Origin of the sequence: Streptomyces katrae (assembly GCF_000966975.1) — a bacterium.
Classification (GTDB): Bacteria; Actinomycetota; Actinomycetes; order Streptomycetales; family Streptomycetaceae; genus Streptomyces; species Streptomyces katrae.
Genome location: NZ_JZWV01000015.1, coordinates 1 through 25,585 on the forward strand (window position 1 = coordinate 1; position 25,585 = coordinate 25,585).

Below are 25,585 nucleotides of genomic sequence, written 5' to 3' on the forward strand. Positions count from 1 at the left end.
GCCCTCCAGGACTACTGGCTGCGCTGGCTGCTGCCGGTGGGTACCGCCGTGCTCGTCGGTACGGGATCGGTGGTGTTCACGGCCTGGCTGCTGCCCGGCGCGGGCCTGGTGCTCGCGGTGGGACTCCTCCTGGCCGGGGTCGGGGTTCCCCTGGTCAGCGGGGCGTGCGCGCGCAGTGCCGAGCGGCGGCTCGCCCCGGCCCGCGGGGAGCTCGCCACCCGGGTGGCCGACCTGCTGACCGGTACCGCGGAACTCACCGTCGCCGGGGCCCTCGCCGACCGGAAGGCCCGGGCGCGGGACGCCGACGGGGTGCTCACCCGGATCGCCTCGCGCGGGGCCGCCGCCGCCGGACTGGGCGGCGGGCTGTCCGCCCTGGTGTGCGGGGTCACCGTGGTGGGCGCCGCGTTCGCCGGTGCGGGCGCCGTGGCGGACGGACGGCTGTCCGGTGTGGCCATGGCGGTGGTGGTACTGACCCCGCTCGCCGCGTTCGAGGCGGTGGCCGGGCTTCCGCTGGCGGTCCAGTACCGGCAGCGGGTTCGGCGCAGTGCCGAGCGGGTGTACGAGGTCATCGACGCTCCCGTGCCCGTCGCCGAACCGGCCGAGCCGCAGGAGCCGCCCGTCTCGCCGTTCCCCCTGCGGCTGACGGGACTCGCCGCCCGCCACGACGGCCAGGAGCGGGACGCCCTGCACGGGCTGGACCTGACCCTGGAGGCCGGCCGCCGCATCGCGGTCATCGGGCCCTCCGGGTCGGGCAAGACCACGCTCGCCCAGGTCCTGCTGCGGTTCCTGGACCCGCGGCACGGCGCGTACACCCTGGGCGGGACGGACGCGCGCGCCCTCGACGGCGATGGCGTACGCCGCCTCGTCGGCCTGTGCGCCCAGGACGCGCACATCTTCGACAGCTCGGTCCGCGAGAACCTGCGCCTGGCCCGCACCGGGGCGAGCGAGGAGCAGCTGCGGGAGGCGCTGGCCGCGGCACGCCTGCTGCACTGGGCCGACGGGCTCCCGGACGGGCTCGACACCCTGGTCGGCGAGCACGGGCAGCGGCTCTCGGGCGGTCAGCGCCAGCGGCTGGCCCTGGCCCGGGCCCTGCTCGCGGACTTTCCCGTGCTCGTCCTGGACGAGCCGGCCGAGCACCTGGACCTGGCCACCGCGGACGCCCTGACGGCGGACCTGCTGGCGGCGACCGAGGGCCGGGCCACCGTGCTGATCACGCACCGGCTCGCCGGGCTGGAGGCGGTCGACGAGGTCCTCGTACTGGACCGGGGAGCGGTCGTGCAGCGGGGGGCGTATGCGGAGCTCGCGGCCGTCGAGGGCCCGCTGCGGAACCTGCTGGAACGGGAGCGGCGGGCAGGTGCCATTCCGGCCGACTCCACGAGCTGACTTTCCCTCCTAAACGGGACTAACTAGGCTCAAGAGCATGTCAGTGGAGGAGTCCCAGGAACCGCCGGAGCCCGCCCGGGAAGCACAGGACCCGATGGAGGCCGCCACCCGGGCCACCCGCAGCCTGCAGGGGCTGTCCACCGAGCTCACCGCCCGGGTGCCGCAACTGCTGGAGGCCATGCGCTCGGTCGGAACCGGTCTCGAACTGCACTCCACGCTCGACCGCATCTGCGAGACGGCCGCCGAGCTCGCGGACGCCCGCTACGCGGCGATCGGTGTCGTCGACACGGACGGCCCCGGGCTCTCGGACTTCGTGACCTTCGGGCTCAGCGCCGAACAGGTGAGGCGGATCGGCCACCGCCCCGACGGCAAGCGGGGTCTGCTCGGCGCGCTGATCTCCCATCCCGACACGGTGCGGCTCGCCGACCTGACGAAGGATCCGCGCGCGGCCGGCTTCCCGCCGCACCATCCCCCCATGAAGACCTTCCTCGGCGTACCCATCAGGGTGCAGGGGGAGATCTTCGGCAACCTCTACCTCGCCGAGAAGCACGGCGGCGGCGAGTTCAACGACTACGACGTCCACATGGTCCGCGTGCTGGCCACGGAGGCGGGCATCGCCATCGGCAACGCCCGGCTGTACGAGGCCGCCACCCAGCGGGAGCGCTGGATCGACGGCTCGGTGGCCGTCACCACTGCCCTGCTGTCGGGCGGGGACGCGGACGACGCCCTCGCGGTGGTCGCCGAACAGGCCCGCCACCTCGCCGACTCGGCGGCCGGGATCGTGATGCTGCCCGCAGAGGACGGCGGGATGGAGATCGTCGCCGTCTCCGCCGACAACCCGGCCACCTCGCTCGGCGTCGTGGTCCCCGCCGACAGCCCGGTGGTCGTCAAACTCCTCCAGGGCGAACCGGTCTTCGTGGAGGACGCCTCCGCGGACCCCCGCATGATCAGCCGCCTCACGAGCCAGTACGGGCCCTGCATGATGCTGCCGCTGCACAGCGGCGGACGGGTACTGGGGGCCCTCGTGACCCCGCGGGCCCGGGGCAAGAGGCCCTTCACCGAGGCGGAGCGGACCCTTGCCACGCAGTTCGCCTCGCAGGCCGCCCTCGCCCTGATGATGGCCGAGGCACAGCGCGACCGGGAGCGGCTCGCGGTGTTCGAGGACCGCGACCGGATCGCCCGTGATCTGCACGACCTCGTCATCCAGCGGCTGTTCGCCACCGGGATGATGCTGGAGGGCGCACAGCGCCGCTCGATCGTCCCCGAGGTACGCGACGGCGTGGGGAAGGCCGTGGACGAGCTGGACGTGACGATCCAGGAGATCCGCACTGCGATCTTCGCGCTCCAGCAGGGCCCGGCGGAGGCCCCGTCGGGGCTGCGCACCCGTGTCCTGCGGGAGATCAACATGGCTGCCGTCCCGCTGGGGTTCAAGCCCGCGCACCGGTTCATCGGACCGATCGACGCGGCCGTGGGCGAGCTGGTCGGCAAGAACCTGATCGCGGCCCTGCGCGAAGCCCTGTCGAACGCCTTCCGGCACGCGGACGCGTCCCGGATCGAGGTGGTGGTCGACTCCACCGTCAGCCTGGCCGACGGCCGGCCGGGGGTGCGGCTGGAGGTTGCCGACGACGGGGTGGGCATCCCGGAGGGCGGGCGGCGCAGCGGCCTGCGGAACCTGCGGCGCAGGGCCGAATCCCTGGGCGGCTCCAGCTGGTACGGCCCCGGCATCGGGGAGGACGCCGGCGGGACCTCTCTGGTGTGGGAGGCCCCGCTCTAGGAGTTCCTTCCGGGCCGGGCCAGGCCGGACCGGGCCGGATCAGGCGTGCGCGGCGCGTTCGGCGAGGATGCGCTCGATCACCACGGCGACCCCGTCCTCGTTGTTGTCGACGGTACGGCCGGAGGCGGCCGCGATCACGTCCGGGTGGGCGTTGCCCATCGCGTACGAGGTCCCTGCCCAGCGCAGCATCTCGACGTCGTTGGGCATGTCGCCGAAGGCGACGACCTCGGCCGGGGAGATACCGCGCTCGGCGCAGCACAGCTCCAGTGTGCTGGCCTTGGACACGCCGAGTTCGCTGATCTCGAGCAGGGCGGTCGGGCTGGAGCGGGTGATGGCGGCGTAGGCTCCGGCGGCCGAGCGGGCCAGGGCGAGGAACTCGTCCGGGGCCAGTTCGGCGTGGTGCGCGAGCAGCTTCAGCACCGGCGGGGCGCTGTCGTCCGATTCCTGGCGCAGCAGCTTCTCGGCGGTGGCGACCGTTGCTCCCGGGTCCTGGAAGAAGGGCGGGTAGGCCGGCTCGTAGTTGATACCGGTGGTCGTCTCGACCGCGAAGGAGGTGCCGGGGACGGCCCCGCGGAGGGTCTCGACCACCGTGAGCGCGGTGGCCCGGGGCAGCGCCCGCACCTGGACGAACTCCCGTCCGGCGTGCAGGTCGACCACGGCGGCGCCGTTCGCGCAGATCGCCAGGCCGTGCCCGTGGACGTGTTCACTGACCACGTCCATCCAGCGGGCCGGGCGGCCGGTGACGAAGAAGACCTCGATCCCGGCCTCCTCGGCGGCGGCGAGGGCGGCGACCGTGCGCAGCGAGACGGATTTGTCGTCGCGCAGCAGGGTGCCGTCAAGGTCGGTGGCGATGAGCCGGGGTGCAGGGAAGGGCCCGTCCGGGCGCTGGGGAGCCGAGGTCACGGCTCCATCTTCGCCCATGGGTTCCCATGCGCTCACCATGATCGGCCAGAGATGTTTCACGTGAAACGTGGCTCACAGCGCGCGGACGGCTCGCACCGTAGGCTCCGTGACATGAGTCTTCGCTTGAGCACTGTGATCCTGCCGGTCCGTCCGTGGCACGGCGGCGGCCGAGACCAGTGGGAGCGGGCCGAGCGGCTCGGGTTCCACACGGCGTACACCTATGACCACCTGACCTGGCGGACCTTCCGCGACGGCCCCTGGTTCGGTGCGGTTCCCACCCTGACCGCCGCGGCGGCCGTCACGGACCGGCTCCGCCTGGGCACGCTGGTCACCTCGCCGAACTTCCGGCACCCGGTGACCCTGGCCAAGGAACTGATGTCCCTGGACGACATCTCCGGCGGGCGGATCACGCTCGGGATCGGCGCGGGTGGCAACGGCTTCGACGCGACCGCGCTGGGGCAGGAGGAGTGGACCCCCCGCGAGCGTGCGGACCGCTTCGCCGAGTTCGTTCCGCTGCTGGACCGGCTGCTGACCGAGAGTGCGGTGACCCAGCGCGGCACGTTCTACTCCGCCGAGGAGGCCCGCGGCATCCCCGGCTGCGTTCAGCGTCCGCGCCTGCCCTTCGCCGTCGCCGCGACCGGCCCGCGCGGTATGAAGCTCGTCGCGAAGCACGGCCAGGCCTGGGTGACCACAGGTGACCCCAAGGTCTTCGAAGGCACGCCCGAACAGTCCATCGAGGCCCTGCGCGGACAGGTCGGCAAGCTGGACAAGGCCCTGGCCGAGGCCGGGCGGGAGCCCGGATCCATCGAGCGGATCCTGCTGACCGGCTTCACCCCGGAACGCGGCAGCATGCTGGAGTCCGTGGACGCCTTCGTCGACTTCGCCGGCCGCCACCGCGAGCTGGGCTTCACCGAGCTGGTCATCCACGCCCCGATCCCGGACTCCGACTTCGCGGCCGACGAGGCCGTCTTCGAGCGGATCGCCACCGAGGCACTCGCGCAGCTGGGCGCCTGACGCCCGGCTCACGACCACTCCGCCGGGGTTCCCGCGCCGCTACTGGAAGCGCAGGAACTCCGGCGGTACGGCGTCCGCCAGCCACACGCCGTTGGCGCTGACCCGGAAGACGTGTCCGGCCGCACGCATCGCCCCGGCGTCCACCGAGAGCACCACCGGCCGGCCCCGGCGCGCCCCGACGCGGGTCGCCGTCTCCCGGTCGGGCGAGAGGTGTACGTGGTGGCGGCCCATCGGGCGCAGGCCTTCGGCACGGATGGAGTCCAGGGCGGAGGCGACGGTGCCGTGGTAGAGGTACGCGGGCGGTTCCGCCTCCGGCAGCTCCAGGTCCACCTCCACGGTGTGGCCCTGACTGGCCCTGATGCGGGTTCCGTCGACCGCGAACCGCTTCTTGTCGTTGGTGGCGACCACATGGTCCAGCTCGGCGCGGCTGAACGGGAAGCGGTGTGCCGCCGCCGCGCGGAGGAGGTCGTCGATCTCCACCCAGCCCTGCGGGTCGAGCGTCAGTCCGATGCGTTCCGGCTGGTGCCGTAGGTGTTTCGAGACGTACTTGGACACCTTCACGGTGCGTCGGTCATCCATCTCCCCAGCTTGATGGCTCGGGAGGGTCCCCCGCAGTGATTTTTCGCCCCCGCACGGCCTCGGCAGGCCCACGCACCCTCTATTAAGTTTCCAAGATACGGAATATATTTTCCGCTAGAAGCTCATTCAGAGGGAGAAACTATGACAAATAAGGCTTCACTGCTGCGGCGCACGGCTGCCGAGCTCATCGGCACCGCGGGCCTGCTCGTGGTCGTGATCGGGTCCGGCATCCAGGCCGCGTCCCTCAGCCGCGACACCGGTGTCGCCCTCGTCGCCAACTCGCTCGCCACCGCCATCGGCCTCGGTCTGATCATCACCCTCTTCGGACCCCTGTCCGGCGCCCACCTGAACCCCGTCGTCACCCTCACCGCCTGGTGGGCCCGCCGCGCGGGCGGCGAGGGGCTCGCAGCCCGGGAGGCCTTCGCCTACGCCGCCGCGCAGATCGCCGGAGCCATCACCGGAGCCGTCGTGGCCGAGATGATGTTCGGCCGCACCCCGGGGACCTTCTCCACCCGGGTCCGTGACGGCGGCCACCTGCTGCTCGGGGAGGTCGTCGCGACCGCCGGCCTGGTCCTGGTCATCCAGGGACTCGGCCGCATCGGCCGCCCCAGGCTCCTCCCGGCCGCGGTCGCCGCGTACATCGGCGCCGCGATCTGGTTCACCTCCTCGAGCTCGTTCGCCAACCCGGCCGGCACGATCGGCCGTGCCTTCAGCGACTCCTTCACCGGGATCGCCCCGCAGTCACTGCCGGGGTTCGTCGCCGCGCAGCTGGCCGGCGGCGTCCTCGGCCTGGTCCTGGCCACGCTCCTCTACGGGCGGGAGTACGCGAAGGAGCGCGACCGGACGACGGTCGAGCCGGTGCCTTCGGGGCAGTCGGACGGCCAGCTCCCGCTGGCCGATATGCCCCGCCCCGGTGCCGGGTCCGCGGCGATCGTCTGACGCCGGGCCCGTGTTGCCCACAGGAAAACGCGAGTTGTCCACAGCCGTTTCGACGGGTTTCGGCGCCATCTGAGCGATTCGCCCTGGGGATCGCCTGTGGACTACCGATCGAGCATTACCGGCCGCCCCGGCTGGCCAGATCGTTCATCGTCCGGGCCTGGAGCTCCCGCTCCGTCGCGGCCCGGACGAACTCGGCCACGTGCTCAGGACCCACCAGCTCCTGGACCGCCCGTACCGTTCCCGCGGGCAGGGGCACCGGGGCGGGCCCGGCCGGCTGGACCGCGCCCGGGGAGCCGAGGTGGCGCTGGAGGTGCCGGGTCGCGAACAGCCGCATCGCGCGGGCCAGCTCGGCGTCGACCGTCTGCTGGGCCAGCGGCCGCAGCCGGCGCACCATCGTCGCCGCCTCCGCCGCGTCCGAGTCCGTCGGCGGCACCTGCCCGAGGTACCGGGCGAAGACGTGTTCGGTGGTGAACTCCAGGAAGCGCGAGGCGATGTGTTCGACCTGTCCGCGCAGCTCCCGCAGATGACCGGTGATGGCCGCGAGGGGCACGCCGGCCGCGTACAGCTCGGCCGCGACCGCCAGTTCCTGCGGGGAGGGCACCAGGAACTCGTCCGGCCGGCCCGGGATGCGCTCCAGCACCCCGAGCTCACAGGCCTCGTCCACCGCCCCGTCGTCGGGCAGGCCGCCGAACCGGGCATTGAGGTCCTCCCGGCTGATCCGGTCGGCCTCCTCGTCCGTCCACGGTCCCTGCACCTCCGCGACCAGGCCGAGTACCCCGCCCAGCCCGCGCCCCGCGTCCCAGGCCTCGAGCAGCTCCTTGATGGAGGCCAGGGTGTAGCCGCGGTCCAGCAGGTCCGCGATCTGGCGCAGCCGGGCCAGATGCGTGTCCCGGTACACGTTGGACCGGCCCCGCCGTTCCGGCTTCGGAAGCAGACCGCGGTCCTGGTACGCGCGGATGGTGCGCACGGTCGCCCCGCTGTGGTGGGCCAGATCCTCGATCCGGTACTCGGCTGGCGCCTGATCGGACAATCCCGGCTCCCTACGACATGGCGGCTCGGCCGACCGCGCCCGTGGCGGTCCGGGCGGCAGGAGGCGCCGCCAGGTACTCGACCGCCGTGAGCAGCGAGCCCTCCTGCGAGGGATGGTACGACCGCCGGATGCAGCGGGGTATGTCCGTGCCGTGCTCTCTGCGAGCCGTGACCGGACCCCGGCCCCGCCGTCGCGCGCCGGCCGGGTCCGCCTCCGCCCGGTCCGCGTCCGCCCGGATCACAGCCGCGGCTCCAGCCGGGCGATCCGCCGCAGCGTGTTCGGCATGAACCGGGACATCCACAGGGCGCCCTTGGACTCCGGGGTCACCGGTACCACCGCCCGGTTCTTCACCACCGCCAGCAGGATCGCGTCGGCGACCTTCTCAGGCGGGAAGTTCCGCAGCCCGTACAGCCGCGAGGACCGCTCCTGGCGGCGCTTCTCCTCGGCCGCGTCCACCCCCGCGAACCGGGAGGTGGCCGTGATGTTGGTGTTCACGATGCCCGGGCAGATCGCCGAGACCCCGATCGACTTGGAGGCCAGCTCGGCGCGCAGGCACTCGCTCAGCATCAGCACGGCGGCCTTGGAGGTGCTGTACGCGGGCAGGGTCCGGGAGGGGAGGTAGGCGGCGGCGGAGGCGGTGTTGACGATGTGTCCGCCCTGGCCGCGCTCGGCCATCTGCTTCCCGAAGATCCGGCAGCCGTGGACGACGCCCCACAGGTTCACGTCGAGGACCTTCTTCCAGTCCTCGGACGAGGTCTCCAGGAAGGGTCCCGACAGCCCGATGCCCGCGTTGTTGACCAGCACGTCGACGATGCCGTACTCGGCGGCGACCTTCGCCGCGAGCTTCTCCATCGCCTGCTCGTCGCTGACGTCGACGCACTCCCCCCAGGCGTCGGCGGCGCCGACGAGCCGGGCCATCTCCGCGGTGCGGGCCGCTCCCTCACCGTCGCGGTCCACGGCCACCACCCGGGCCCCGGCCTCGGCGAAGGCGAAGGCGGTCGCCCGTCCGATACCGCTGGCCGCACCGGTGACCAGCACCAGCTGTCCGGAGAACCGGTCGGCGTACTTCCCCGGGGCCTTCTGCTGGGGGGCCTTTGCCGTGGGCTCCTCCCGGGTGGTGACGAACTCACTGATCCAGGCCGCCACTTGATCGGGGCGGGTCCTGGGGATCCAGTGCTTCGCGGGCAGGGTGCGCCGCACCAGCTCCGGGGCCCACCGCTCCAGTTCGTCGTAGAGCCGCTCGGAGAGGAAGGCGTCCCCGGTCGGGGTGATCAGCTGCACCGGGACGTGCGCGTACGCGTCGGCGCGCGGCCGGCGCAGGCGCGGCCGGACGTTGTCCCGGTAGAGCCAGGCGCCGTGCGCCGCGTCCGAGGGGAGCGAGGCCGTCGGGTAGGCACTGCCGGCCGGGACCTCCTCCAGGCGCGCGAGGATCCTCGGCCAGCGCTTGCCCAGCGGGCCGCGCCAGGCGAGCTCCGGCAGCACCGGAGTGTGCAGCATCCCCACGTACCAGGACTTCGCCCCCTGGTTCAGCAACTGGGCGGCCCGGCGCGGGGTGGGCCGCGTCATCCGCTTCTTGATCCAGTGGCCGAAGTGGTCGAGGGAGGGGCCCGACATGGAGGTGAAGGAGGCGATCCGGCCCTCGGTCCGCGCCACCGTCGCGAACTCCCAGCCCTGGACGGAGCCCCAGTCGTGGCCCACCAGGTGCACGGGCCGGTCCGGACTGACGGCGTCCGCCACCGCCAGGAAGTCGTCGGTGAGCTTCTCCAGGGTGAATCCCCCGCGCAGCGGTACCGGGGCAGAGGACCGGCCGTGGCCGCGGACGTCGTACAGCACCACGTGGAACCGGGCCGCGAGCTGCTCGGCGACCTCCGACCAGACCTCCTTGCTGTCCGGGTAGCCGTGCACCAGGAGCACGGTGGGCCGTTCCGGGTCGCCGAGTTCGACGACGCACAGCTCGATCCCGCCCGTGCTCACCCGGCGCTCACGCGCCCCCGCCAGGGCCGTACCGCTCATCCCGCTCATGCCGCCTTCTCCTCGGTCCAGCGCCGCACGTGCGGCAGGTCGTCGTCCAGCCAGAACGCGCTCTCCTCGGGATCCCGGGAGTCGGTGACGACCAGGATCTCCTCGAACTTCGCACCCGTGCCCCGGAAGCCCAGGTGCGGCTCCACCGCCCACAGGCCGGGCTGCGGCGGGTGGTCGGAGAAGTGGTACGGGCTCCACAGCGGGGACCAGCCCTCGCGGTGGCCGTGCAGGGCGTCGGAGGCCAGACCCTTGAGGGACTGGGTGCCGAACCCGAACGCGGTCGGGGACCAGCGGCGCTCCTTGACCCGGTCTATCTTGTGCGCGATGACCCCGAAGGGATAGGCCCGGTGCCGGTTGGCGTACCCCTGGCGCGTCATCAGCCGCTCGACGTTCTCATAGATCTCACGCAGCGGGCGGCGCTCGCGCACCTGCTCCAGGATCAGCGCGCGGTGCGGCCGCAGGTCGGACATCAGACGGTCCTGCACCGGATTGAGGCCGAGGCTGCCGGAGTAGCCGATGTCGGCGGCGTATCCCCGGTAGACGGGTGCCATGTCGAGGATGAAGGGCATCCCCGGCTCCAGCTTCCGGTTGGTCGGGAAGAACTGGAGCGGGATCCTGAAGCCCGTGAAGGCGGTGCGGTCCCCGAACCAGGCGAACGGCAGGTGGAACCAGTCCCGCACCCCGCGCTCGCGCAGCCATTCGCGCTGCATCCGTGCCGCCTCGCGCTCGGTCACGCCGGGGCGGAGCTGGGCCGCCACCGTCTCGGCGCACTCGTAGGCGAGGCGCTGGACCTCCCTGAACCCGCGCAGCTCGGCGGAGAGCCGCGCGGAGCCGTGCGCGGCGCGTTCCCCGGTGTCCGTGTCCCCAGCCATGCCAGCCGTCCGTCCTGTCAGCCGTACCCGCCGAAAGTTGACACTGATGAATGTGACAATGACCGGAGACCACGTCAAGGGTCCTGCACGGACCTGTGGACAACCCGGCTCCCCCTCCGGCCGGTGTCAGCCTTGCGTCAGGGTGCGTAGTCCTCAAGGCGGAGACCGGGTCCCGCTCCAGGTCTGACGATCCGCCCGGGCCCCGGCACTAACGTCGAACCCGTGACTGTCATCGCGACCGAAAGCCTGAGCAAGCGGTACCCCCGAGTGACCGCCCTCGACCGGCTCTCCCTGGACATCGGGCCCGGAGTGACCGGGCTCGTGGGCGCCAACGGAGCCGGCAAGTCCACGCTGATCAAGATCCTGCTCGGGCTGTCGCCCGCCACCGAGGGGCGCGCCGCCGTCCTCGGACTGGACGTCGCCACGCACGGCAGCGCGATCCGCGAGCGCGTCGGCTACATGCCCGAGCACGACGCCCTGCCGCCGGACGTCTCGGCCACCGAGTTCGTCGTCCACATGGCACGCATGTCCGGGCTGCCGCCGACGGCCGCCCGCGAGCGGACCGCCGACACGCTGCGCCACGTCGGGCTGTACGAGGAGCGCTACCGCCCCATCGGCGGCTACTCCACCGGCATGAAGCAGCGCGTCAAGCTGGCCCAGGCACTCGTGCACGACCCGCAGCTGGTCCTCCTCGACGAGCCGACCAACGGCCTCGACCCGGTGGGCCGCGACGAGATGCTCGGCCTGATCCGCCGCGTGCACACCGACTTCGGCATCTCCGTCCTGGTCACCTCCCACCTCCTCGGCGAGCTCGAGCGGACCTGCGACCACGTCGTGGTCATCGACGGCGGCAAGCTGTTGCGCTCCAGCTCGACCAGCGACTTCACCCAGACAACGACCACCCTGGCGGTCGAGGTCACCGACTCCGACGCGCACCCGGACGGGACGGCCGCCCTGCGCAAGGCGCTCGGCGCGGCGGGGCTCACCCTCCACGCGGGCGAGGAGCAGGGCCTTCCAGGAGCCGGCCACATCCTCCTCGTCGAGGCCACGGGCGAGGACACGTACGACACCATCCGCGACACCGTCGCCGACCTCGGCGTGGGCCTGGTCCGCATGGAGCAGCGCCGCCACCACATCGCGGAGGTCTTCCGCGAGAGCGACCAGTCCGCGCAGCGGATCCAGATCCAGCAGAAGGGAGCCGGTACCGATGGCGCCTGAGAACTCGACCCAGATCCACAACATCGGCTACCGGTCCTACGACGGTCCCCGGCTCGGCCGCTCCTACGCCCGCACCTCGCTGTTCTCGCAGTCGCTGCGCGGTGCGTACGGGCTCGGCCGCTCCGCCAAGTCCAAGGTCCTGCCGATGATCCTCTTCGCGGTCATGTGCGTCCCCGCGCTGATCATCGTCGCGGTGGCCATCGCCGTGCCCGGCTCCACCGACCTGCCGATCAAGTACACGACGTACGCCCTGACCACCCAGGTGGTCATCGGCCTCTACCTCGCGTCCCAGGCCCCCCAGTCGGTCTCACGGGACCTGCGCTTCAAGACGGTGCCGCTGTACTTCTCGCGGCCCATCGAGCGGATCGACTACGTCCTGGCCAAGTACGCCGCGATGGTGTCGGCCCTCTTCATCCTCACCGCCACCCCGCTGCTGATCATGTGGATCGGCTCGCTGCTGGCGAAGTTCGACTTCGGTCACCAGACCAAGGGATTCGGGCAGGCACTGGTGTCGGTACTTCTGCTGTCGCTGCTCTTCGCGGGCCTCGGACTGGTGATGGCCGCGCTCACCCCCCGCCGCGGGTTCGGCGTGGCCGCGGTGATCGCCATGCTCCTCATCCCCTACGGCGCCGTCTCCACCGTGCAGGCCGTCGCCTACGGGACCGGGAACACCGGCGTCATCGAGTGGCTGGGCCTGTTCTCCCCGATCACCCTGATCGACGGCGTGCAGACGGCGTTCCTCGGTGCCACCTCCGCCTTCCCGGGCGGTGAGGGCCCCTCGGCCGGCACCGGCTTCGTCTACCTGCTCGTCATCCTCGGCCTCATCGTCGGCTCCTACGCCGCCCTGATGGCCCGCTACCGGAAGGCCGGGCTGTGACCACCATCGACATCGACCACACCTCCCGCTGGTTCGGGAACGTCGTCGCCGTCAACGACGTGACCATGCGCATCGGCCCCGGCGTCACCGGTCTCCTCGGCCCCAACGGCGCGGGCAAGTCCACCCTCATCAACATGATGGGCGGCTTCCTCGCCCCCTCCACGGGCACCGTCACCCTCGACGGCGCGCCGATCTGGCGCAACGAGCAGGTCTACCGGCAGATCGGCGTCGTACCCGAGCGCGAGGCGATGTACGACTTCCTCACCGGCCGGGAGTTCGTCGTCGCCAACGCCGAGCTGCACGGGCTCGACGACGCGGCAGCCCAGCGGGCGCTGGCCACCGTCGAGATGGAGTACGCCCAGGACCGCAAGATCGCCACGTACTCCAAGGGCATGCGCCAGCGCGTGAAGATGGCGTCCGCGCTCGTCCACGAGCCTTCGGTGCTGCTGCTCGACGAGCCGTTCAACGGCATGGACCCGCGCCAGCGCATGCAGCTGATGGACCTGCTGCGGCGGATGGGCGACGAGGGCCGCACCGTGCTGTTCTCCTCCCACATCCTGGAGGAGGTCGAGCAGCTGGCCTCCCACATCGAGGTGGTGGTCGCCGGCCGGCACGCCGCCTCCGGTGACTTCCGCAAGATCCGCCGCCTGATGACGGACCGCCCGCACCGCTACCTCGTGCGCTCCTCCGACGACCGGGCCCTCGCCGCGGCCCTGATCGCCGACCCGTCGACCGCCGGCATCGAGGTCGACCTCAAGGAAGGCGCCCTGCGGATCCAGGCCGTCGACTTCGGGCGCTTCACCGAGCTGCTGCCGCAGGTCGCCCGAGCCCACGGCATCCGGCTGCTGACCGTCTCGCCCTCGGACGAGTCCCTCGAGTCGGTCTTCTCCTACCTCGTCGCGGCCTGAAAGGAGCTGGCAACCATGTACAACCCGACCGTCGCCCGGCTCACCTACCGGGCCCTCCTCGGCCGCCGCCGCGCGGCGATCCTCTTCGCGCTGCCCGCCCTGCTGCTCGTCATCTCCCTCACGGTCCGCTTCTTCACCGGAGTGGACGACAAGGTCGCCGCGGAGCTGCTCGGCGGCTTCGCGCTCGCCACGATGGTGCCGCTGATCGGCGTGATCGCCGGCACCGGAGCCATCGGCCCGGAGATCGACGACGGCTCGATCGTCTACCTGCTCTCCAAGCCGGTGAAGCGCCCGACGATCATCATGACCAAGCTGACCGTCGCCATCGCCGTCACGATGGCCTTCTCCGCCATCCCCACCCTGATCGCGGGCTTCATCCTCAACGGCAACGGCCAGCAGATCGCCGTCGCCTACACCGTCGCCGCACTCGTCGCCTCCATCGCCTACAGCGCGCTCTTCCTGCTGCTGGGCACCGTCAGCCGGCACGCGGTCGTCTTCGGCCTGGTCTACGCCCTGATCTGGGAGTCCCTCTTCGGCAGCCTGGTCTCCGGTGCCAAGACCCTCAGCGTCCAGCAGTGGGCCCTGGCCCTGGCCGAGAAGGTCGCCGGACAGGGGTACGTCGACTCCAGCGTGGGGCTGCCCACCGCCGTGATCCTGCTCCTGGCGGTCACCGTCGGCGCCACCGCGTACGCGGGCCAGAAGCTGCGCCGCCTCACCCTGGCCGGTGAGGAGTAGCCCGCCGCCACCGGCCGAAAACCGTGCCCCGCCCGGCCCACCGGCCAGGCGGGGCACGGCCGTACGGGGCATCATCGGGGCATGATCGAGCACACCGGACCCGAGCCGTCCAGGCCTCTGCGGGCCTGGATACGGTCCTCGCCCGGCACGCACATATGGCTGCTGATCGTGGCCGTGACCAGCGTCGTCGTGGCGATCGCCCCGGACCGGCTCGACCATGTGCTGCTCCACCGCAACAGCAGCAACATCCACCAGCTGGACAAGTACCCTCTCCGTGCCCTGCTGAGCAGTGCCCTCTGGATCGAGAACCCGGCCTCCCTCGCCCTCTACGCCCTGCTCTTCGAGCTCTTCCACGCCACCGTCGAACGCTGGCTGGGCACCTTGCGCTGGCTGGTGATCGTCGCGACCGCCCATATCGTCGCCACCCTCGCCAGCCAGAAGCTCCTCCTCATGGCCATCGAGGACAACCGGGCGCCGCACAGCATGACGCACGTCGTGGACATCGGGGTCAGCTACGGGCTCGCGGCCTCCGTCGGCGTCCTGACCTACCGGCTCCCGAACCCCTGGAGATGGCTCTACCTGGCGGGAGTCGTGGCCTTCTTCGCGATCCCCCTGCTCACCGGCGGCAGTTTCACCGACCTCGGTCATGCCATCTCCTTGGCCGTCGGGCTGCTGGCCTGGCCGCTGACCCTCCATCCGGAGCCGCACGAGGTCCATGTTTCACGTGAAACATGAGCCCGTGAGCCCGACCCGCGACCGTGGAGAAAATCGCTGGTAAGGGGCGTGCGCCCCCGGCACAGTGGGAGGTGCGGGGAGCAACAGAAAGGTCCGGGACAGCCACTTCGAGCGCGTCTTGCGGCGCGGGCTGTTCCGGACCTTCTTCTCCCTGAACGGGTGCGGCTCAGGCGGCGCCCAGCAGGCGCTCCAGCACCACCGCGATGCCGTCCTCCTGGTTGGAGGTGGTCACCTCGTCGGCCACGGCCTTCAGGTCGGCGTGGGCGTTGGCCATCGCGACACCGTGCGCGGCCCAGCCGAACATGGGGATGTCGTTGGGCATGTCGCCGAACGCGATCGTCTCGGCGGCCTTCACCTTCAGCCGCCGGGCGGCGAGCGAGAGCCCGGTGGCCTTGCTCAGCCCCAGCGGGAGGATCTCCACTATCCCCGGGCCGGCCATCACGATGTCGACCAGGCCGCCCACGGTTTCGCGGGCCACCTTGACCAGCTCGTCCTCGCCCATCCCCGGGTGCTGGATGTACAGCTTGTTGAGCGGAGCGCTCCAGACGGCCGCGGTGTCCTCCAGGTAGAGCGCCGGGAGGCCGCCCTGTACCTGGTAGCCGGGGCCGAACAGGACCTCGCCGTCCACCCCGTCCCGGCTGGCGGCCAGCGCCAGCGGTCCCACCTCGGCCTCGAGCTTCGACAGCGCCAGACCGGCCAGCTGCCGGTCCAGCGTCACGGAGGTCAGCAGCCGGTGCGCCCCCGCGTCGTAGACCTGAGCCCCCTGCCCGCACACCGCGATCCCCTTGTAGCCGAGGTCGTCCAGCACGCCCCGGGTCCAGGGCACGGCCCGGCCGGTGACGATGATGTGCGCCGCGCCCGCCGCGGTGGCCGCGGCGAGCGCCTCGCGGGTGCGCTCCGAGACGGTGTCGTCGTCACGCAGCAGCGTGCCGTCGAGATCCGTCGCGACGAGCTTGTACGGGAACGGGGCCGTGCTCACTTGGCGATCGGCTCCAGGACCTCACGGCCGCCCAGGTACGGGCGGAGCACCGGGGGGACCCGGACGGAGCCGTCGGCCTGCTGGTGGTTCTCCAGGATGGCGACGATGGTGCGCGGGACGGCGCACAGGGTGCCGTTCAGCGTGGACAGCGGCGCGGTCTTCTTGTCCTCGCGGTAGCGGATCTGCAGGCGGCGGGCCTGGAAGCCGTCACAGTTCGAGGCGGAGGTCAGCTCGCGGTACTTGCCCTGGGTCGGGATCCAGGCCTCGCAGTCGAACTTGCGGGAGGCGGACGCGCCCAGGTCGCCGGTGGCGACGTCGATGACCTGGAACGGCAGCTCCAGGCTGGTCAGCCACTGCTTCTCCCACTCCAGGAGCCGCTTGTGCTCGGCCTCGGCGTCCTCGGGCGCGACGTACGAGAACATCTCGACCTTGTCGAACTGGTGGACGCGGAAGATGCCGCGGGTGTCCTTGCCGTACGTACCGGCCTCGCGGCGGAAGCACGGCGAGAAGCCGGCGTACCGCAGGGGCAGCTTGTCGACGTCGATGATCTCGTCCATGTGGTACGCGGCGAGCGGGACCTCGGAGGTGCCGACCAGGTAGTAGTCGTCCTTCTCCAGGTGGTACACGTTCTCCGCGGCCTGGCCGAGGAAGCCGGTGCCCTCCATGGCGCGCGGGCGGACCAGCGCGGGGGTGAGCATCGGGATGAAGCCGGCCTCGGTGGCCTGTGCGATCGCCGCGTTGACGAGCGCGAGCTCCAGCAGGGCGCCGACGCCCGTCAGGTAGTAGAAGCGCGACCCGGACACCTTGGCACCGCGCTCGACGTCGATGGCGCCCAGCGCCTCGCCCAGCTCCAGGTGGTCCTTGGGCTCGAAGCCCTCGGCTCCGAAGTCGCGGATGGTGCCGTGGGTCTCGAGGACGGTGAAGTCCTCCTCGCCGCCGACGGGGACGTCCTCGTGGACGATGTTGCCGAGCTTGAGCAACAGCTGCTTGGCAGCCTCGTCCGCCTCGTTCTGCTCTGCCTCCGCCGCCTTGACGTCGGCCTTGAGCTGCTCGGCCTTGGCCAGCAGCTGGGCCCGCTCCTCGGGAGTGGCCTTGGGGATGAGCTTGCCGAGGGACTTCTGCTCATTGCGCAGTTCGTCGAAGCGCATGCCGGAGGACCTGCGGCGCTCATCGGCGGAGAGCAGTGCGTCGACGAGGTCGACGTCCTCTCCACGGGCGCGCTGCGAGGCGCGGACACGGTCAGGGTCTTCACGGAGCAGCCGAAGGTCAATCACCCCTCCAGGCTACCGGTCTGGGCTTCCTGGGATCACACCGATATCACGCTGCGTGTCATTATGTCCCGATTGAGGGGAATGGAAATCCCCCGCCCCGATGGCTGGAAGAGGCCCCTCGGGGCGGCTGATAAACCGGTCCGATTCCCCGAAAAGGGGCGCGGTGCAGGGTGGCGGGCGCGGCCTGAGCAGCGCTGAGGGGTCAGCCTTGTCCACAGGAATTCCACTCGGACTCCCCTTATCCACAGGCTGTGTGCCGCATCTGTGGACACCGAATTAGATCAATAGGGATCCGCAGGAAGCCCTGCCGGTTCGGGGTCCAAACCGCCCTCACACACTCATTCGGGTGGGAATGGCTCGCTCCAAAGAGTTGGTCGGTGATACAGGGGTGACGCCGTTCACCTCTCGCTTCCCAGCGCGAAACCTGGGCCGCCCGGCCGATTTGTCGACCTTGTCGTGCCGCTCTGTCGACTTGTCCCCAGGTCTCCCTCTCACCCTGTGGATAACTCTGTGGACAAGTGGAAGAGAGGGACGTGGCTACGCGCGGCCGTCGAGACAGCGGGCCAGCCAGTCGGAGGCCTCCGTGAAATCGCCATCGGAGGTGCCCGGCCGCGCCGCGCGCACCTCACTGAGAGCGACCCCCGCCCGCGGGTAGGAGCCCAGGAACCGGATCTGGGGGCAGGTCCGGCGCAGCCCCATCAGGGCCTCGCTCACCCGGCGGTCGGAGATGTGCCCTTCGGCGTCCACGGCGAAGCAGTAGTTCCCGATCCCCTCGCCGGTCGGCCGGGACTGGATCAGCATCAGGTTCACGCCCCGGACGGCGAACTCCTGGAGCAGTTCCAGCAGGGCGCCGGGGTGGTCGTCGCCCAGCCACAGCACCACGGAGGTCTTGTCGGCGCCGGTGGGGGCGGCCGGCCGGGCGGGCCGCCCGACCAGCACGAACCGGGTCTCGGCGTTCTGCGCGTCGTGGATCTCGGTGACCAGCGCCTCCAGCCCGTAGGTGGCGGCGGCGAACTCGCCCGCGAAGGCGGCGTCGAACCGGCCCTCCTGGACCAGCCGCGCCCCGTCGGCGTTGGAGGCGGCCGACTCCCACACCGCGTCGGGCAGGTGCGTCCGCAGCCAGTTGCGCACCTGCGGCTGGGCGACGGGGTGTCCCGTGACGGTCTTGACGTCCGACAGCTTGGTCCCGGGCCGCACCAGCAGCGCGAACGCGATGGGCAGCAGCACCTCGCGGTAGATCATCAACGGCTCGCCCGAGGCCAGCTCGTCGAGGGTGGCGGTGACCCCGCCCTCCACCGAGTTCTCGATCGGCACCAGCGCGGCCGCGGCCTCGCCGTTGCGCACGGCGTCCAGGGCGGCCGGGACCGACACCATCGGGACGAGCTCCCGGGTGGCGGCTTCCGGCAGGGTGCGCAGGGCCGCTTCGGTGAACGTGCCCTCGGGACCGAGATAGGTGAAGCGCGTGGCCGACATGCGATCAGCCTAATGCCGGGCCGACCGCCTCCGTGGGGCTGTTCACCCTTCGAGCAGCCGCTGCCCGACGTACTCGCCGGTGCGCGGGCCGGGCGGGACGGCGTACAGGCCGCTCGACTCGTGCCGGATGAACGCCGACAGGGCGTCGCCCCGGTCCAGCTTGCGCTGCACGGGGACGAACCCGCGCAGCGGATCGGCCTGCCAGCAGATGAAGAGCAGACCGGCGTCCGGGGTGCCGTCGGGGGCGATCCCGTCATGGAAGGAGAAGGGCCGCCGCAGCATGGCGGCGCCGCCGTTCTGCGCGGGGGCGGAGATCCTCGCGTGCGCGTTGGAGGGGATCACCGGCTTGCCGTCGGTGCCGAGCTTGTCCAGGGCCAGGGGTGTGGTCTCGCCGCCGCCCGTCAGGGGCGCACCGTTCGCCTTCGTCCGGCCGATGACCTGCTCCTGCTGCGCCAGGGACTGCTTGTCCCAGTCGTCCAGCAGCATCCGGATCCGGCGGACGACGGCGTACGAGCCCCCGGCCATCCAGGCGTGCTCCGCCGGCCCGGGCCCGGCGGCGGGCACGAAGATCCGCTTGTCGAAGTCGGGGTCCGCGGGCTTCGGGTTCCCGGTGCCGTCGATCTGGCCCATGAGGTTCCGAGCGGTCATCGGGGACGCGGTGGCGCCGGGGGAACGGTTGAAACCGTTCATCTGCCAGCGCACCCGGGCAGCCTCCCCGGCGTCCTTCTGAATGGCCCGCAGGGCGTGGAAGGCGACGAGCCCGTCGTTCGATCCGATCTGCACCCACAGGTCGCCGTTGCTGCGCTGGGCGTCGAGCCGGTCCGAGGAGAAGTCGGGCAGCGGGTCGAGGGCGGCCGGGCGGCGGGCGGTGAGGCCCGTGCGCTCGAAGAAGGAGTGGCCGAACCCGAAGGTGACGGTCAGGGAGGAGGGGCCCGCGTCCAGGGCGATGCCGCTGTCGCCCGTCGGGGCGGTCTCCCCCGCCATGAGCCGGCGCGCGGTCTCGGACCAGCGGCGCATCAGCGCGGCGGCCTCCGTGCGCCCGGCCCCCGGTGCCAGGTCGAAGGCGAGGACATGGCCCTTGGCCTGGAGCGGGGTCGTGATGCCGGCCTGGTGGTCCCCTTCGAAGGCCACGGCGGTGGAGCCGAGGGAGGAGAGGGCCCCGGCCGCGCCGGGGGCGCCGGCCGGGGAGTCGGTGACCGCCGAGTGCACGAGGGCACCCCCGGTGGCGCCGAGCGCGAGCCCGACGGCGCCTGCGGCGCCGACCGTGCCCAGCAGTCGGCGCCGGGAGATCTCGATGTCGGGGTTGCTGGCGGTGCTGCTCTCGGTCACGCTGTTCAGCCGATCTTGACGTTCTTCTGGACGGTCGTCTGGTCGATGTCGGAGGTACGGACGGTCACGTCGATGCGCCATTCGCCCGCGAGGGGCAGCTGGACCCCGGACGCCGTCCAGTGTCCGGGAGCGTCGCGGTCCGGGGCCACCGGGAGGGGCCCGATCTCCTTGGCCGGGAGGGTGAAGGAGACCTTGACCTCCGGCAGGTCCACGGGCTTGCCGTCGGTGCCGTCCGCCCACAGGTGCAGGGTGTTGGCGCCGACCCTGCCCGGGTCGAGCTCCAGCCGGACCGTGCCCTTGCCGTTCTGGCCGCCGGTGTCGTACGGCAGGCTGATCTTGACGGCCCGGTCGGGGACGGCAGTGGAGGCCGAGCCCCGCCCGGCCTCCTGCTCCACGGCGCGGCCGGGCTCGGTGCTGGTCAGGACGGTGGTGACGGCCAGCAGGACGACGGCCACCGCGGCCTCGGCGAGCACGGAGCGGCGCAGGCCCGAACGGCCGGGATCGGCGTCGCGGACCTGGTTCTCCAGGGCCTTCTCGCGGGCGGCACGCTGCCGGGCGAGCTGCGCGGCCCGCTTCGGGTCGGTGGGCTCGGCCGGCTCGGCGGAGGCGTCGTCGGCCGTGGCTGCGGTCGTGCTTCCGGTCGCCGTTTCACGTGAAACATCGCCGCCCGCGCCCACCACGGCCGGCTCCGCGGCCCGGTCCTCCACCGCCACGTCGGCCAGCCGGCCCGTCCACTTGCGGGAGAGGTAGGCGATGCCGACGAGGACGGCCACCAGAGCGACCTTGATCATCAGCAGTCGGCCGTAGCTGGTGCCGGTGAGCGCCGACCAGCTGCCGAGCTGCCGCCAGGACTGGTAGACGCCGGTGACGGCGAGGACCAGGACGCTGATGAAGGCGACCCGGGAGAAGCGCTGGACGGCGGCCCGCTCGATGTCCGGCACCTTGTGGAGGGCGACGAGCAGGGCGGCGAGTCCGCCGAGCCAGGTGGACACGGCCAGCAGGTGCAGGATGTCGGCCGGCATGGCGATGCCGGGCTGGATACCGGTGGAGGCGTGTTCGGCGAGCGCCCAGGTGGCGGCGATTCCGGCGGCCACGACCGTGCCGCCGATCCCGAGCCCGAAGGCCAGGTCGCTGGTGTCCTTCGACTGCTCGGGGCTCTGCGCGTCGGTGTTCTTCTGCCGGCGCGCGTAGGCGCCGAAGAGGACGGCGATGAACAGGGCGGCCGCGCCCAGCAGCAGCAGCCGGGACACGAAGGAGGCGCCGGTCTTGGTCTCCAGGACGGCCTTGAGCCCGTCGAGGTCGAAGGCGTCCGCGAACTTGCCCGAGCCGGTGTACGGAGTGCGCAGCACCAGCATCGCCAGCGTGGCGGCGGTGAGGGTGACCCAGCCGCGCACCACCAGCTTCTGCAGCGGGCGCACGGCGGAACCCCGGCGCCAGCACAGCAGGATGAAGGCGGAACCGCCGACGAGGACGGTGAACCCCGCGTAGGCGGCGTAGCGGGCGATGCCGTACGCGATGCCGACGGGCCCGCCGCCCACCTTCTGGGTGGGCAGGGCGACGGAGGTGGCCGAAGGCGCGCCGACGGAGAAGGTGAAGGCGCCGGAGACCGGGTGGCTGTCTGCGGAGACGGCCTGCCAGGCGACGGTGTAGGTACCGTCGGGCAGCCCGGAGTGCAGGGCGGTCCCGTAGCGGATGACGGATCCGCTGCACATGTTCCGCAGCTCGCCCGTGTCGACGCGCTTGCCCTGGGGGTCCATGACGCGGATCGAGTCGTCACCCATGGCGACCTCCTCCGAGAAGGAGAGGGTCACCTGGGCGGGCGCCGTGGCGACCACCGCCCCGTCCTTGGGGTCGCTCGCGGTGAGTGCGGCGTGTGCCGTGGCCGGGGTGGCCGCGGTGAACAGGGTTGCCAGCAGGGCTGCGAGAACCAGCGCCAGCCGCGGCAGCGATGCCGTGGCACGGACGCGGAAAGGAGGGGGAGCGGGGGCGGTGGCCGTCATGGCGTGTCAGTTCCTCGGTCCGTCAGTGGGCGGTGGAGTTCTGGGGGTTGTACGTCCGTTCCTTGACGTCCAGCTCGACCTTGACCGGATCGGCCTTCTCGAAACGCAGCTCGATGGTGACCTTGTCGCCGACGTTGGGCTTGTTCTTGAGACCCATGAACATGATGTGGCTGCCACCGCGCTCCAGGTTCAGGTCGCCGCCCGCGGGCACGTCCATGGACTGGACCTGCTGCATCTTCTGGTCCTTGGTCTCGTGGACCTGCAGGTCGTCGGAGAGCGGGCTGGTGACGCCGATCAGCTTGTCGGCGGTCTTCGAGTCGTTCTTGATGACCATGAAAGCGCCGGCCATCTTGTCGTTGACCGGCTCGGGCATGTACGCCCCGCTGACGGTCATCTTCGGCTTGGCCGACTCCTCGGCCTTCGTACCGGCGCTCGCGCTCGACGAGGAGCCCGAGTCAGAGGAAGAGGAGGAGCAGCCGGATATGGCGAGAGCGGCCGTCAGGGAGAGGGCGGCGGCGAGGATGCGGGTGGTGCGGGTGTTCACGGGTTCTGTCCCTTGATGAGCTTCGGCAGGTCCTTGGTGTAGTCCTCGACGGTCGTGCCCTCGCCGTAGAGGACGTAGCCCTCGTCGGTCTTGGGCGAGAACGCGATGACCTGGGCCCCGTGCATGGACACGATGCTGCCGTCCGGTTCCTTCTTGGGGGCCTCGATACCGATGCCGAGGGAGCGGGCGGCGGCCTGGATCTTGCCGAAGTCGCCGGTCAGCCCGGTGAAGGCCGTGTCCTGCGCCCTGAGCCACGCCCCGAGGGAATCCGGGGTGTCGCGCTCGGGATCCGTGGTGACGAAGACGACCTGGAGCTTGTCCTGGTCCTCCTTCGGGAGCGCCTTCTTGGCGACGGCGATGTTGCTCATCGTCAGGGGGCACACGTCGGGGCAGTTGGTGTAGCCGAAGTAGATCAGCGTCGGCCGGCCCTTGGTCTGCTCGCGCAGGCTCCACGGCTTGCCGGTGGTGTCCGTGAGGACGAGGTCCGGCTTGTCGAAGGGGCGGTCGAGGACGGTCGCGGCTCCGGTCTTCTTCTCACCGGTGATCTGCGTGACCGACGCGTTGTTCTTGGCCGGCTCACTGCCGCAGGCCGTGAGGGTGAGCGCGGCCGCCACCGCGAGGGCGGCGACCGTCACACGTGTGGTGCGCATATGGAGGTGTCCCTGGGATCGGGGATGGTGCGGATGTAAGGGGGCCCGGGCGGGCCGGTGCACGGGCCCTGCGCGGGCCCGTGGACGACGGGCCCGCGGGCCCGGTGGATCAGGCGGAGCGGCGGCGCGAGGCGATGCCGAAGGCCACCCCGCCGAGGCCGAGGACGATGCCCGCGATGCCGAGGGCGCGCGCGGTGGTGTCGGAGCCGCTCGTGGCGGCGGCCTCGTCGTGCTTCGCGTCCTTGTCGGCGTCCTTGCCGGCGTTCTTGGCGTCGGCGGCCGGCTTGGCGTCGTCGTGGCCGTCCCCGCCCTTGGCGGCGGTCAGCTTGAGCAGGGGCGCCGGGGTCTGCGGTTCAGGGGCGCCCTCCTTGGACTCCTCGATCCAGCGGACGACCTCGTTGTTGTCGTACGTCTGGATGGCCTTGAAGACCATCTTGTCGGCGTTCTCGGGGAGCTTGCCGACGGAGACCGGGAACTGCTGGAACTTGCCGGGCTCGATCTTGCCGCCGGTCCAGGTCACCTTGGTGACGACCTCGTTGACCTGCTTGCCGTGCACGCTCAGGGGCTTGTCGAGCTTGGTCTTCTCGACGGTGGACGTCCAGCCGGGGATGTCCTGCGGCATGACGGACGTCAGCGGCTGGTCGACCGGGAAGTTGACCTCGAGCTGGGTGGTCGAGGCGTTGTCGCGCTCGTTCGGAACCTTGAAGTTGATCGTCGCGTAGCCGCCCTTGGGGGCGTCGCCGGGCTGAACGCTGACGTGCGCGAAGGCGGTGCCGGACAGGGCGAGGACGGCGCCGGCGGCGAAGGCGGCGGCGAGGGAGACGCGAGAGGTCTTCATGGCAGAAACACTCCACGGAGCAGTGGTGAACGGTGGGTCCGCGCGCACGGGCGCGCGCGGAGGTCACGGCACCGGTGCTCCCGCCGTGTGTTCCGGGGAGTGGAGGTGCCGCGTCAGGCTGCGAGGACGAGCGCAGCCGGCGGCCCACGCCGGATCACGGTGTGCAGGAGTGCGGATCACGGTGTGCAGGAGTGCGTCCCGGCCGGTCGTCGCGGCCGGTGCGGAGGCGGTCCGGCGGGCCCGGGGGCCGTGCGCGGGAGCGCCGAGGAGCCCGGCGGTGAGGACCCGTACGAAGGCCAGCGCGGCGCGCAGCGGACGTATCGGGCCGGCTTCGGCCGAGAGCCGCGAGAGTTCGACCAGCCGGAACAGGGCGGCGTCGCCCCGGCCCAGGAGCCAGCCGGCCGCGAGCGCGGCCAGCAGGTGGCCGAGCAGCATGGCCGGACTGAACAGCCCGATCTCAGGGGCCCCGGCGGGGGCCGTGGCCAGGTGCATGTGGCCCATGTGAGCCATGTGGCCTGACGCGGCCGCCTGGGCGGCCAGGGCGGCCGGGTCCAGCCCGGCGGCCTCCAGGATGCGCCGGGAGTCGGCCGGGCTCAGCGGTACGGAGTTGCCCCCGCAGACCAGCTGGGCGGCGAGCGCCGCCAGAGAGGTGTCGGAACCCGCGGCCTGCGTCTGCGCGGCGGCGGCGCCGTGCTGACCGAGGCCGAACAGGGTGTGCAGCCCGAGCTGGCCCACGGCCAGTCCGGCGGCGATGCCCGGCCGCGAACGACGGCGCCCCGCGAGGGGGGCCGAGACCGCGAAGACGGCGACGAAGGCCAGGGCCAGTGCCCACCACGGCACGGTCGCGCAGGAGGCCACGGCGTGACCCGTCGCGGACAGCACGACGCAGACCGCGGTGAACACCGCGGCCCGGGTGGTCCGGAGCCCGGCTCCGGCGCGTGTCGTGTGGGTGGCAGACATGGCCGGGCCATCATCGCACTGGCCCCCGGCCCTGCCTACGGCAGGTACTGGAGGGACCCTATGGTTCCGGTGTGCGACGGGCAGGACCTCCGCCGCCCCGCCGGCCCCGGGCCGGCGCCGCGACCTGGGCACGCGCGCCCGATACACGCCGGCCGCACATCCCGCATCGGCCGAATGAGGGCTGTGCCGGCCGCCGGGGGCTTACGCCCCACCACGGGCGGCAATAGGTAACCGTATGAGTATCTGGTGGTCTCTCCACTTGCGGCGCGAAGCCGCGAGCGTTCCGCTCGCCCGGCGACTGCTGCTGGGGACCATGGACACCGCGGGGGTGGACCCGGACATCTCCTACGAGCTTTCGGTCGCGCTGAGCGAGGCGTGTGCGAACGCCGTGGAGCACGGCGGCCGCGGCGGTCCGGCCGGGGGCCCGGTCGGCGCCCCCGCCGACGAGGTCCTGGACGACACCGAGGCGTACCACGTCACCGCCTACCTGGACGGGGACCGCTGCCGCATCGAGGTCGCCGACTCGGGTCCGGGTTTCCCGCCCTCGACGGT

At 71.7% G+C, this 25,585-nt stretch carries 24 protein-coding genes; 10 read left to right on the forward strand and 14 right to left on the reverse strand.

Annotation, left to right across the window (positions count from 1 at the left end; genetic code table 11):
• A partial coding sequence (gene cydC / locus VR44_RS01125; RefSeq protein WP_045945425.1) for a thiol reductant ABC exporter subunit CydC occupies positions 1–1,383 on the forward strand: 1,383 nt, incomplete at its 5' end.
• Positions 1,384–1,420: 37 nt separating this feature from the next.
• Positions 1,421–3,157 (forward strand): sensor histidine kinase, encoded by a 1,737-nt coding sequence (locus tag VR44_RS01130; protein ID WP_045945426.1) that lies wholly within the window; start codon positions 1,421–1,423, stop codon positions 3,155–3,157.
• Between the two features lie 39 nt (positions 3,158–3,196).
• Here VR44_RS01130 and VR44_RS01135 read toward each other — a convergent pair whose 3' ends face one another.
• Complete coding sequence (locus VR44_RS01135; RefSeq protein WP_211274992.1) at positions 3,197–4,078, reverse strand: Cof-type HAD-IIB family hydrolase; 882 nt, start codon at positions 4,076–4,078, stop codon at positions 3,197–3,199.
• A gap of 93 nt (positions 4,079–4,171) precedes the next feature.
• Here VR44_RS01135 and VR44_RS01140 point away from each other — a divergent pair, with 93 nt between their 5' ends.
• The gene (locus VR44_RS01140) at positions 4,172–5,074 is read left to right on the forward strand and encodes an LLM class flavin-dependent oxidoreductase (RefSeq protein ID WP_045945428.1); all 903 of its coding nucleotides are present in this window, start codon (positions 4,172–4,174) and stop codon (positions 5,072–5,074) included.
• A 39-nt stretch (positions 5,075–5,113) separates the two neighbouring features.
• Here VR44_RS01140 and VR44_RS01145 read toward each other — a convergent pair whose 3' ends face one another.
• Positions 5,114–5,653 carry an RNA 2'-phosphotransferase gene (locus tag VR44_RS01145; protein WP_045945429.1) on the reverse strand — a complete coding sequence of 180 codons (540 nt, stop codon included), beginning with the start codon at positions 5,651–5,653 and terminating at the stop codon, positions 5,114–5,116.
• A 141-nt stretch (positions 5,654–5,794) separates the two neighbouring features.
• Between VR44_RS01145 and VR44_RS01150 the strand changes: the two genes are divergently transcribed.
• The gene (locus VR44_RS01150) at positions 5,795–6,592 is read left to right on the forward strand and encodes an aquaporin (protein WP_045945430.1); all 798 of its coding nucleotides are present in this window, start codon (positions 5,795–5,797) and stop codon (positions 6,590–6,592) included.
• Between the two features lie 115 nt (positions 6,593–6,707).
• Here the strand turns inward: VR44_RS01150 and VR44_RS01155 are convergent, their stop codons facing one another.
• The 3 genes from VR44_RS01155 to VR44_RS01170 form a co-directional block, all read right to left on the reverse strand.
• Positions 6,708–7,622, reverse strand: coding sequence for a MerR family transcriptional regulator (locus VR44_RS01155; protein ID WP_045945431.1), 915 nt, complete (start codon positions 7,620–7,622; stop codon positions 6,708–6,710).
• 237 nt (positions 7,623–7,859) lie between these two features.
• The gene (locus VR44_RS01165) at positions 7,860–9,635 is read right to left on the reverse strand and encodes an SDR family oxidoreductase (protein ID WP_045945446.1); all 1,776 of its coding nucleotides are present in this window, start codon (positions 9,633–9,635) and stop codon (positions 7,860–7,862) included.
• Between the two features lie 5 nt (positions 9,636–9,640).
• On the reverse strand, positions 9,641–10,516 hold the full coding sequence (locus VR44_RS01170; RefSeq protein WP_045945433.1) for a M24 family metallopeptidase: 876 nt from the start codon (positions 10,514–10,516) through the stop codon (positions 9,641–9,643).
• Between the two features lie 222 nt (positions 10,517–10,738).
• On the opposite strand from VR44_RS01170, the gene VR44_RS01175 reads away from it, so the two are divergent.
• The 5 genes from VR44_RS01175 (at position 10,739) to VR44_RS01195 (ending at position 14,989) form a co-directional block, all read left to right on the forward strand.
• On the forward strand, positions 10,739–11,734 hold the full coding sequence (locus VR44_RS01175) for an ABC transporter ATP-binding protein (RefSeq protein WP_094191352.1): 996 nt from the start codon (positions 10,739–10,741) through the stop codon (positions 11,732–11,734).
• The gene (locus VR44_RS01180; RefSeq protein WP_045945435.1) at positions 11,724–12,611 is read left to right on the forward strand and encodes an ABC transporter permease subunit; all 888 of its coding nucleotides are present in this window, start codon (positions 11,724–11,726) and stop codon (positions 12,609–12,611) included. The genes VR44_RS01175 and VR44_RS01180 overlap by 11 nt, the downstream gene beginning before the upstream one ends.
• Complete coding sequence (locus VR44_RS01185) at positions 12,608–13,519, forward strand: ABC transporter ATP-binding protein (protein WP_045945436.1); 912 nt, start codon at positions 12,608–12,610, stop codon at positions 13,517–13,519. The genes VR44_RS01180 and VR44_RS01185 overlap by 4 nt, the downstream gene beginning before the upstream one ends.
• Positions 13,520–13,534: 15 nt before the next feature.
• On the forward strand, positions 13,535–14,254 hold the full coding sequence (locus tag VR44_RS01190; protein WP_045945437.1) for an ABC transporter permease: 720 nt from the start codon (positions 13,535–13,537) through the stop codon (positions 14,252–14,254).
• An 81-nt stretch (positions 14,255–14,335) separates the two neighbouring features.
• Positions 14,336–14,989 (forward strand): rhomboid-like protein, encoded by a 654-nt coding sequence (locus VR44_RS01195; RefSeq protein ID WP_045945438.1) that lies wholly within the window; start codon positions 14,336–14,338, stop codon positions 14,987–14,989.
• Positions 14,990–15,155: 166 nt separating this feature from the next.
• Here VR44_RS01195 and VR44_RS01200 read toward each other — a convergent pair whose 3' ends face one another.
• The 9 genes from VR44_RS01200 to VR44_RS01240 form a co-directional block, all read right to left on the reverse strand.
• A complete protein-coding gene (locus tag VR44_RS01200; protein ID WP_045945439.1) occupies positions 15,156–15,968 on the reverse strand; it encodes an HAD family hydrolase in 813 nt (270 codons plus the stop codon).
• Entirely contained in the window at positions 15,965–17,242 is a 1,278-nt protein-coding gene (gene serS, locus VR44_RS01205; protein ID WP_045945440.1) for a serine--tRNA ligase, read from the reverse strand. Before serS ends, VR44_RS01200 begins: the two co-directional genes overlap by 4 nt.
• A 534-nt stretch (positions 17,243–17,776) precedes the next feature.
• The gene (gene pheA, locus VR44_RS01210; protein WP_045945441.1) at positions 17,777–18,712 is read right to left on the reverse strand and encodes a prephenate dehydratase; all 936 of its coding nucleotides are present in this window, start codon (positions 18,710–18,712) and stop codon (positions 17,777–17,779) included.
• Positions 18,713–18,754: 42 nt separating this feature from the next.
• On the reverse strand, positions 18,755–20,122 hold the full coding sequence (gene efeB / locus VR44_RS01215; RefSeq protein WP_094191353.1) for an iron uptake transporter deferrochelatase/peroxidase subunit: 1,368 nt from the start codon (positions 20,120–20,122) through the stop codon (positions 18,755–18,757).
• A complete protein-coding gene (locus VR44_RS01220) occupies positions 20,047–22,041 on the reverse strand; it encodes a copper resistance CopC/CopD family protein (protein WP_045945443.1) in 1,995 nt (664 codons plus the stop codon). The genes efeB and VR44_RS01220 overlap by 76 nt, the downstream gene beginning before the upstream one ends.
• 22 nt (positions 22,042–22,063) lie before the next feature.
• A complete protein-coding gene (locus VR44_RS01225) occupies positions 22,064–22,585 on the reverse strand; it encodes a copper chaperone PCu(A)C (protein ID WP_094191354.1) in 522 nt (173 codons plus the stop codon).
• On the reverse strand, positions 22,582–23,235 hold the full coding sequence (locus VR44_RS01230) for an SCO family protein (protein ID WP_045945444.1): 654 nt from the start codon (positions 23,233–23,235) through the stop codon (positions 22,582–22,584). The genes VR44_RS01225 and VR44_RS01230 overlap by 4 nt, the downstream gene beginning before the upstream one ends.
• 109 nt (positions 23,236–23,344) lie before the next feature.
• Positions 23,345–24,073, reverse strand: coding sequence for a YcnI family copper-binding membrane protein (locus VR44_RS01235; RefSeq protein ID WP_045945445.1), 729 nt, complete (start codon positions 24,071–24,073; stop codon positions 23,345–23,347).
• A gap of 63 nt (positions 24,074–24,136) precedes the next feature.
• The gene (locus VR44_RS01240) at positions 24,137–25,033 is read right to left on the reverse strand and encodes a hypothetical protein (RefSeq protein ID WP_342669286.1); all 897 of its coding nucleotides are present in this window, start codon (positions 25,031–25,033) and stop codon (positions 24,137–24,139) included.
• Between the two features lie 235 nt (positions 25,034–25,268).
• On the opposite strand from VR44_RS01240, the gene VR44_RS01245 reads away from it, so the two are divergent.
• A partial coding sequence (locus VR44_RS01245) for an ATP-binding protein (protein ID WP_045945448.1) occupies positions 25,269–25,585 on the forward strand: 317 nt, incomplete at its 3' end.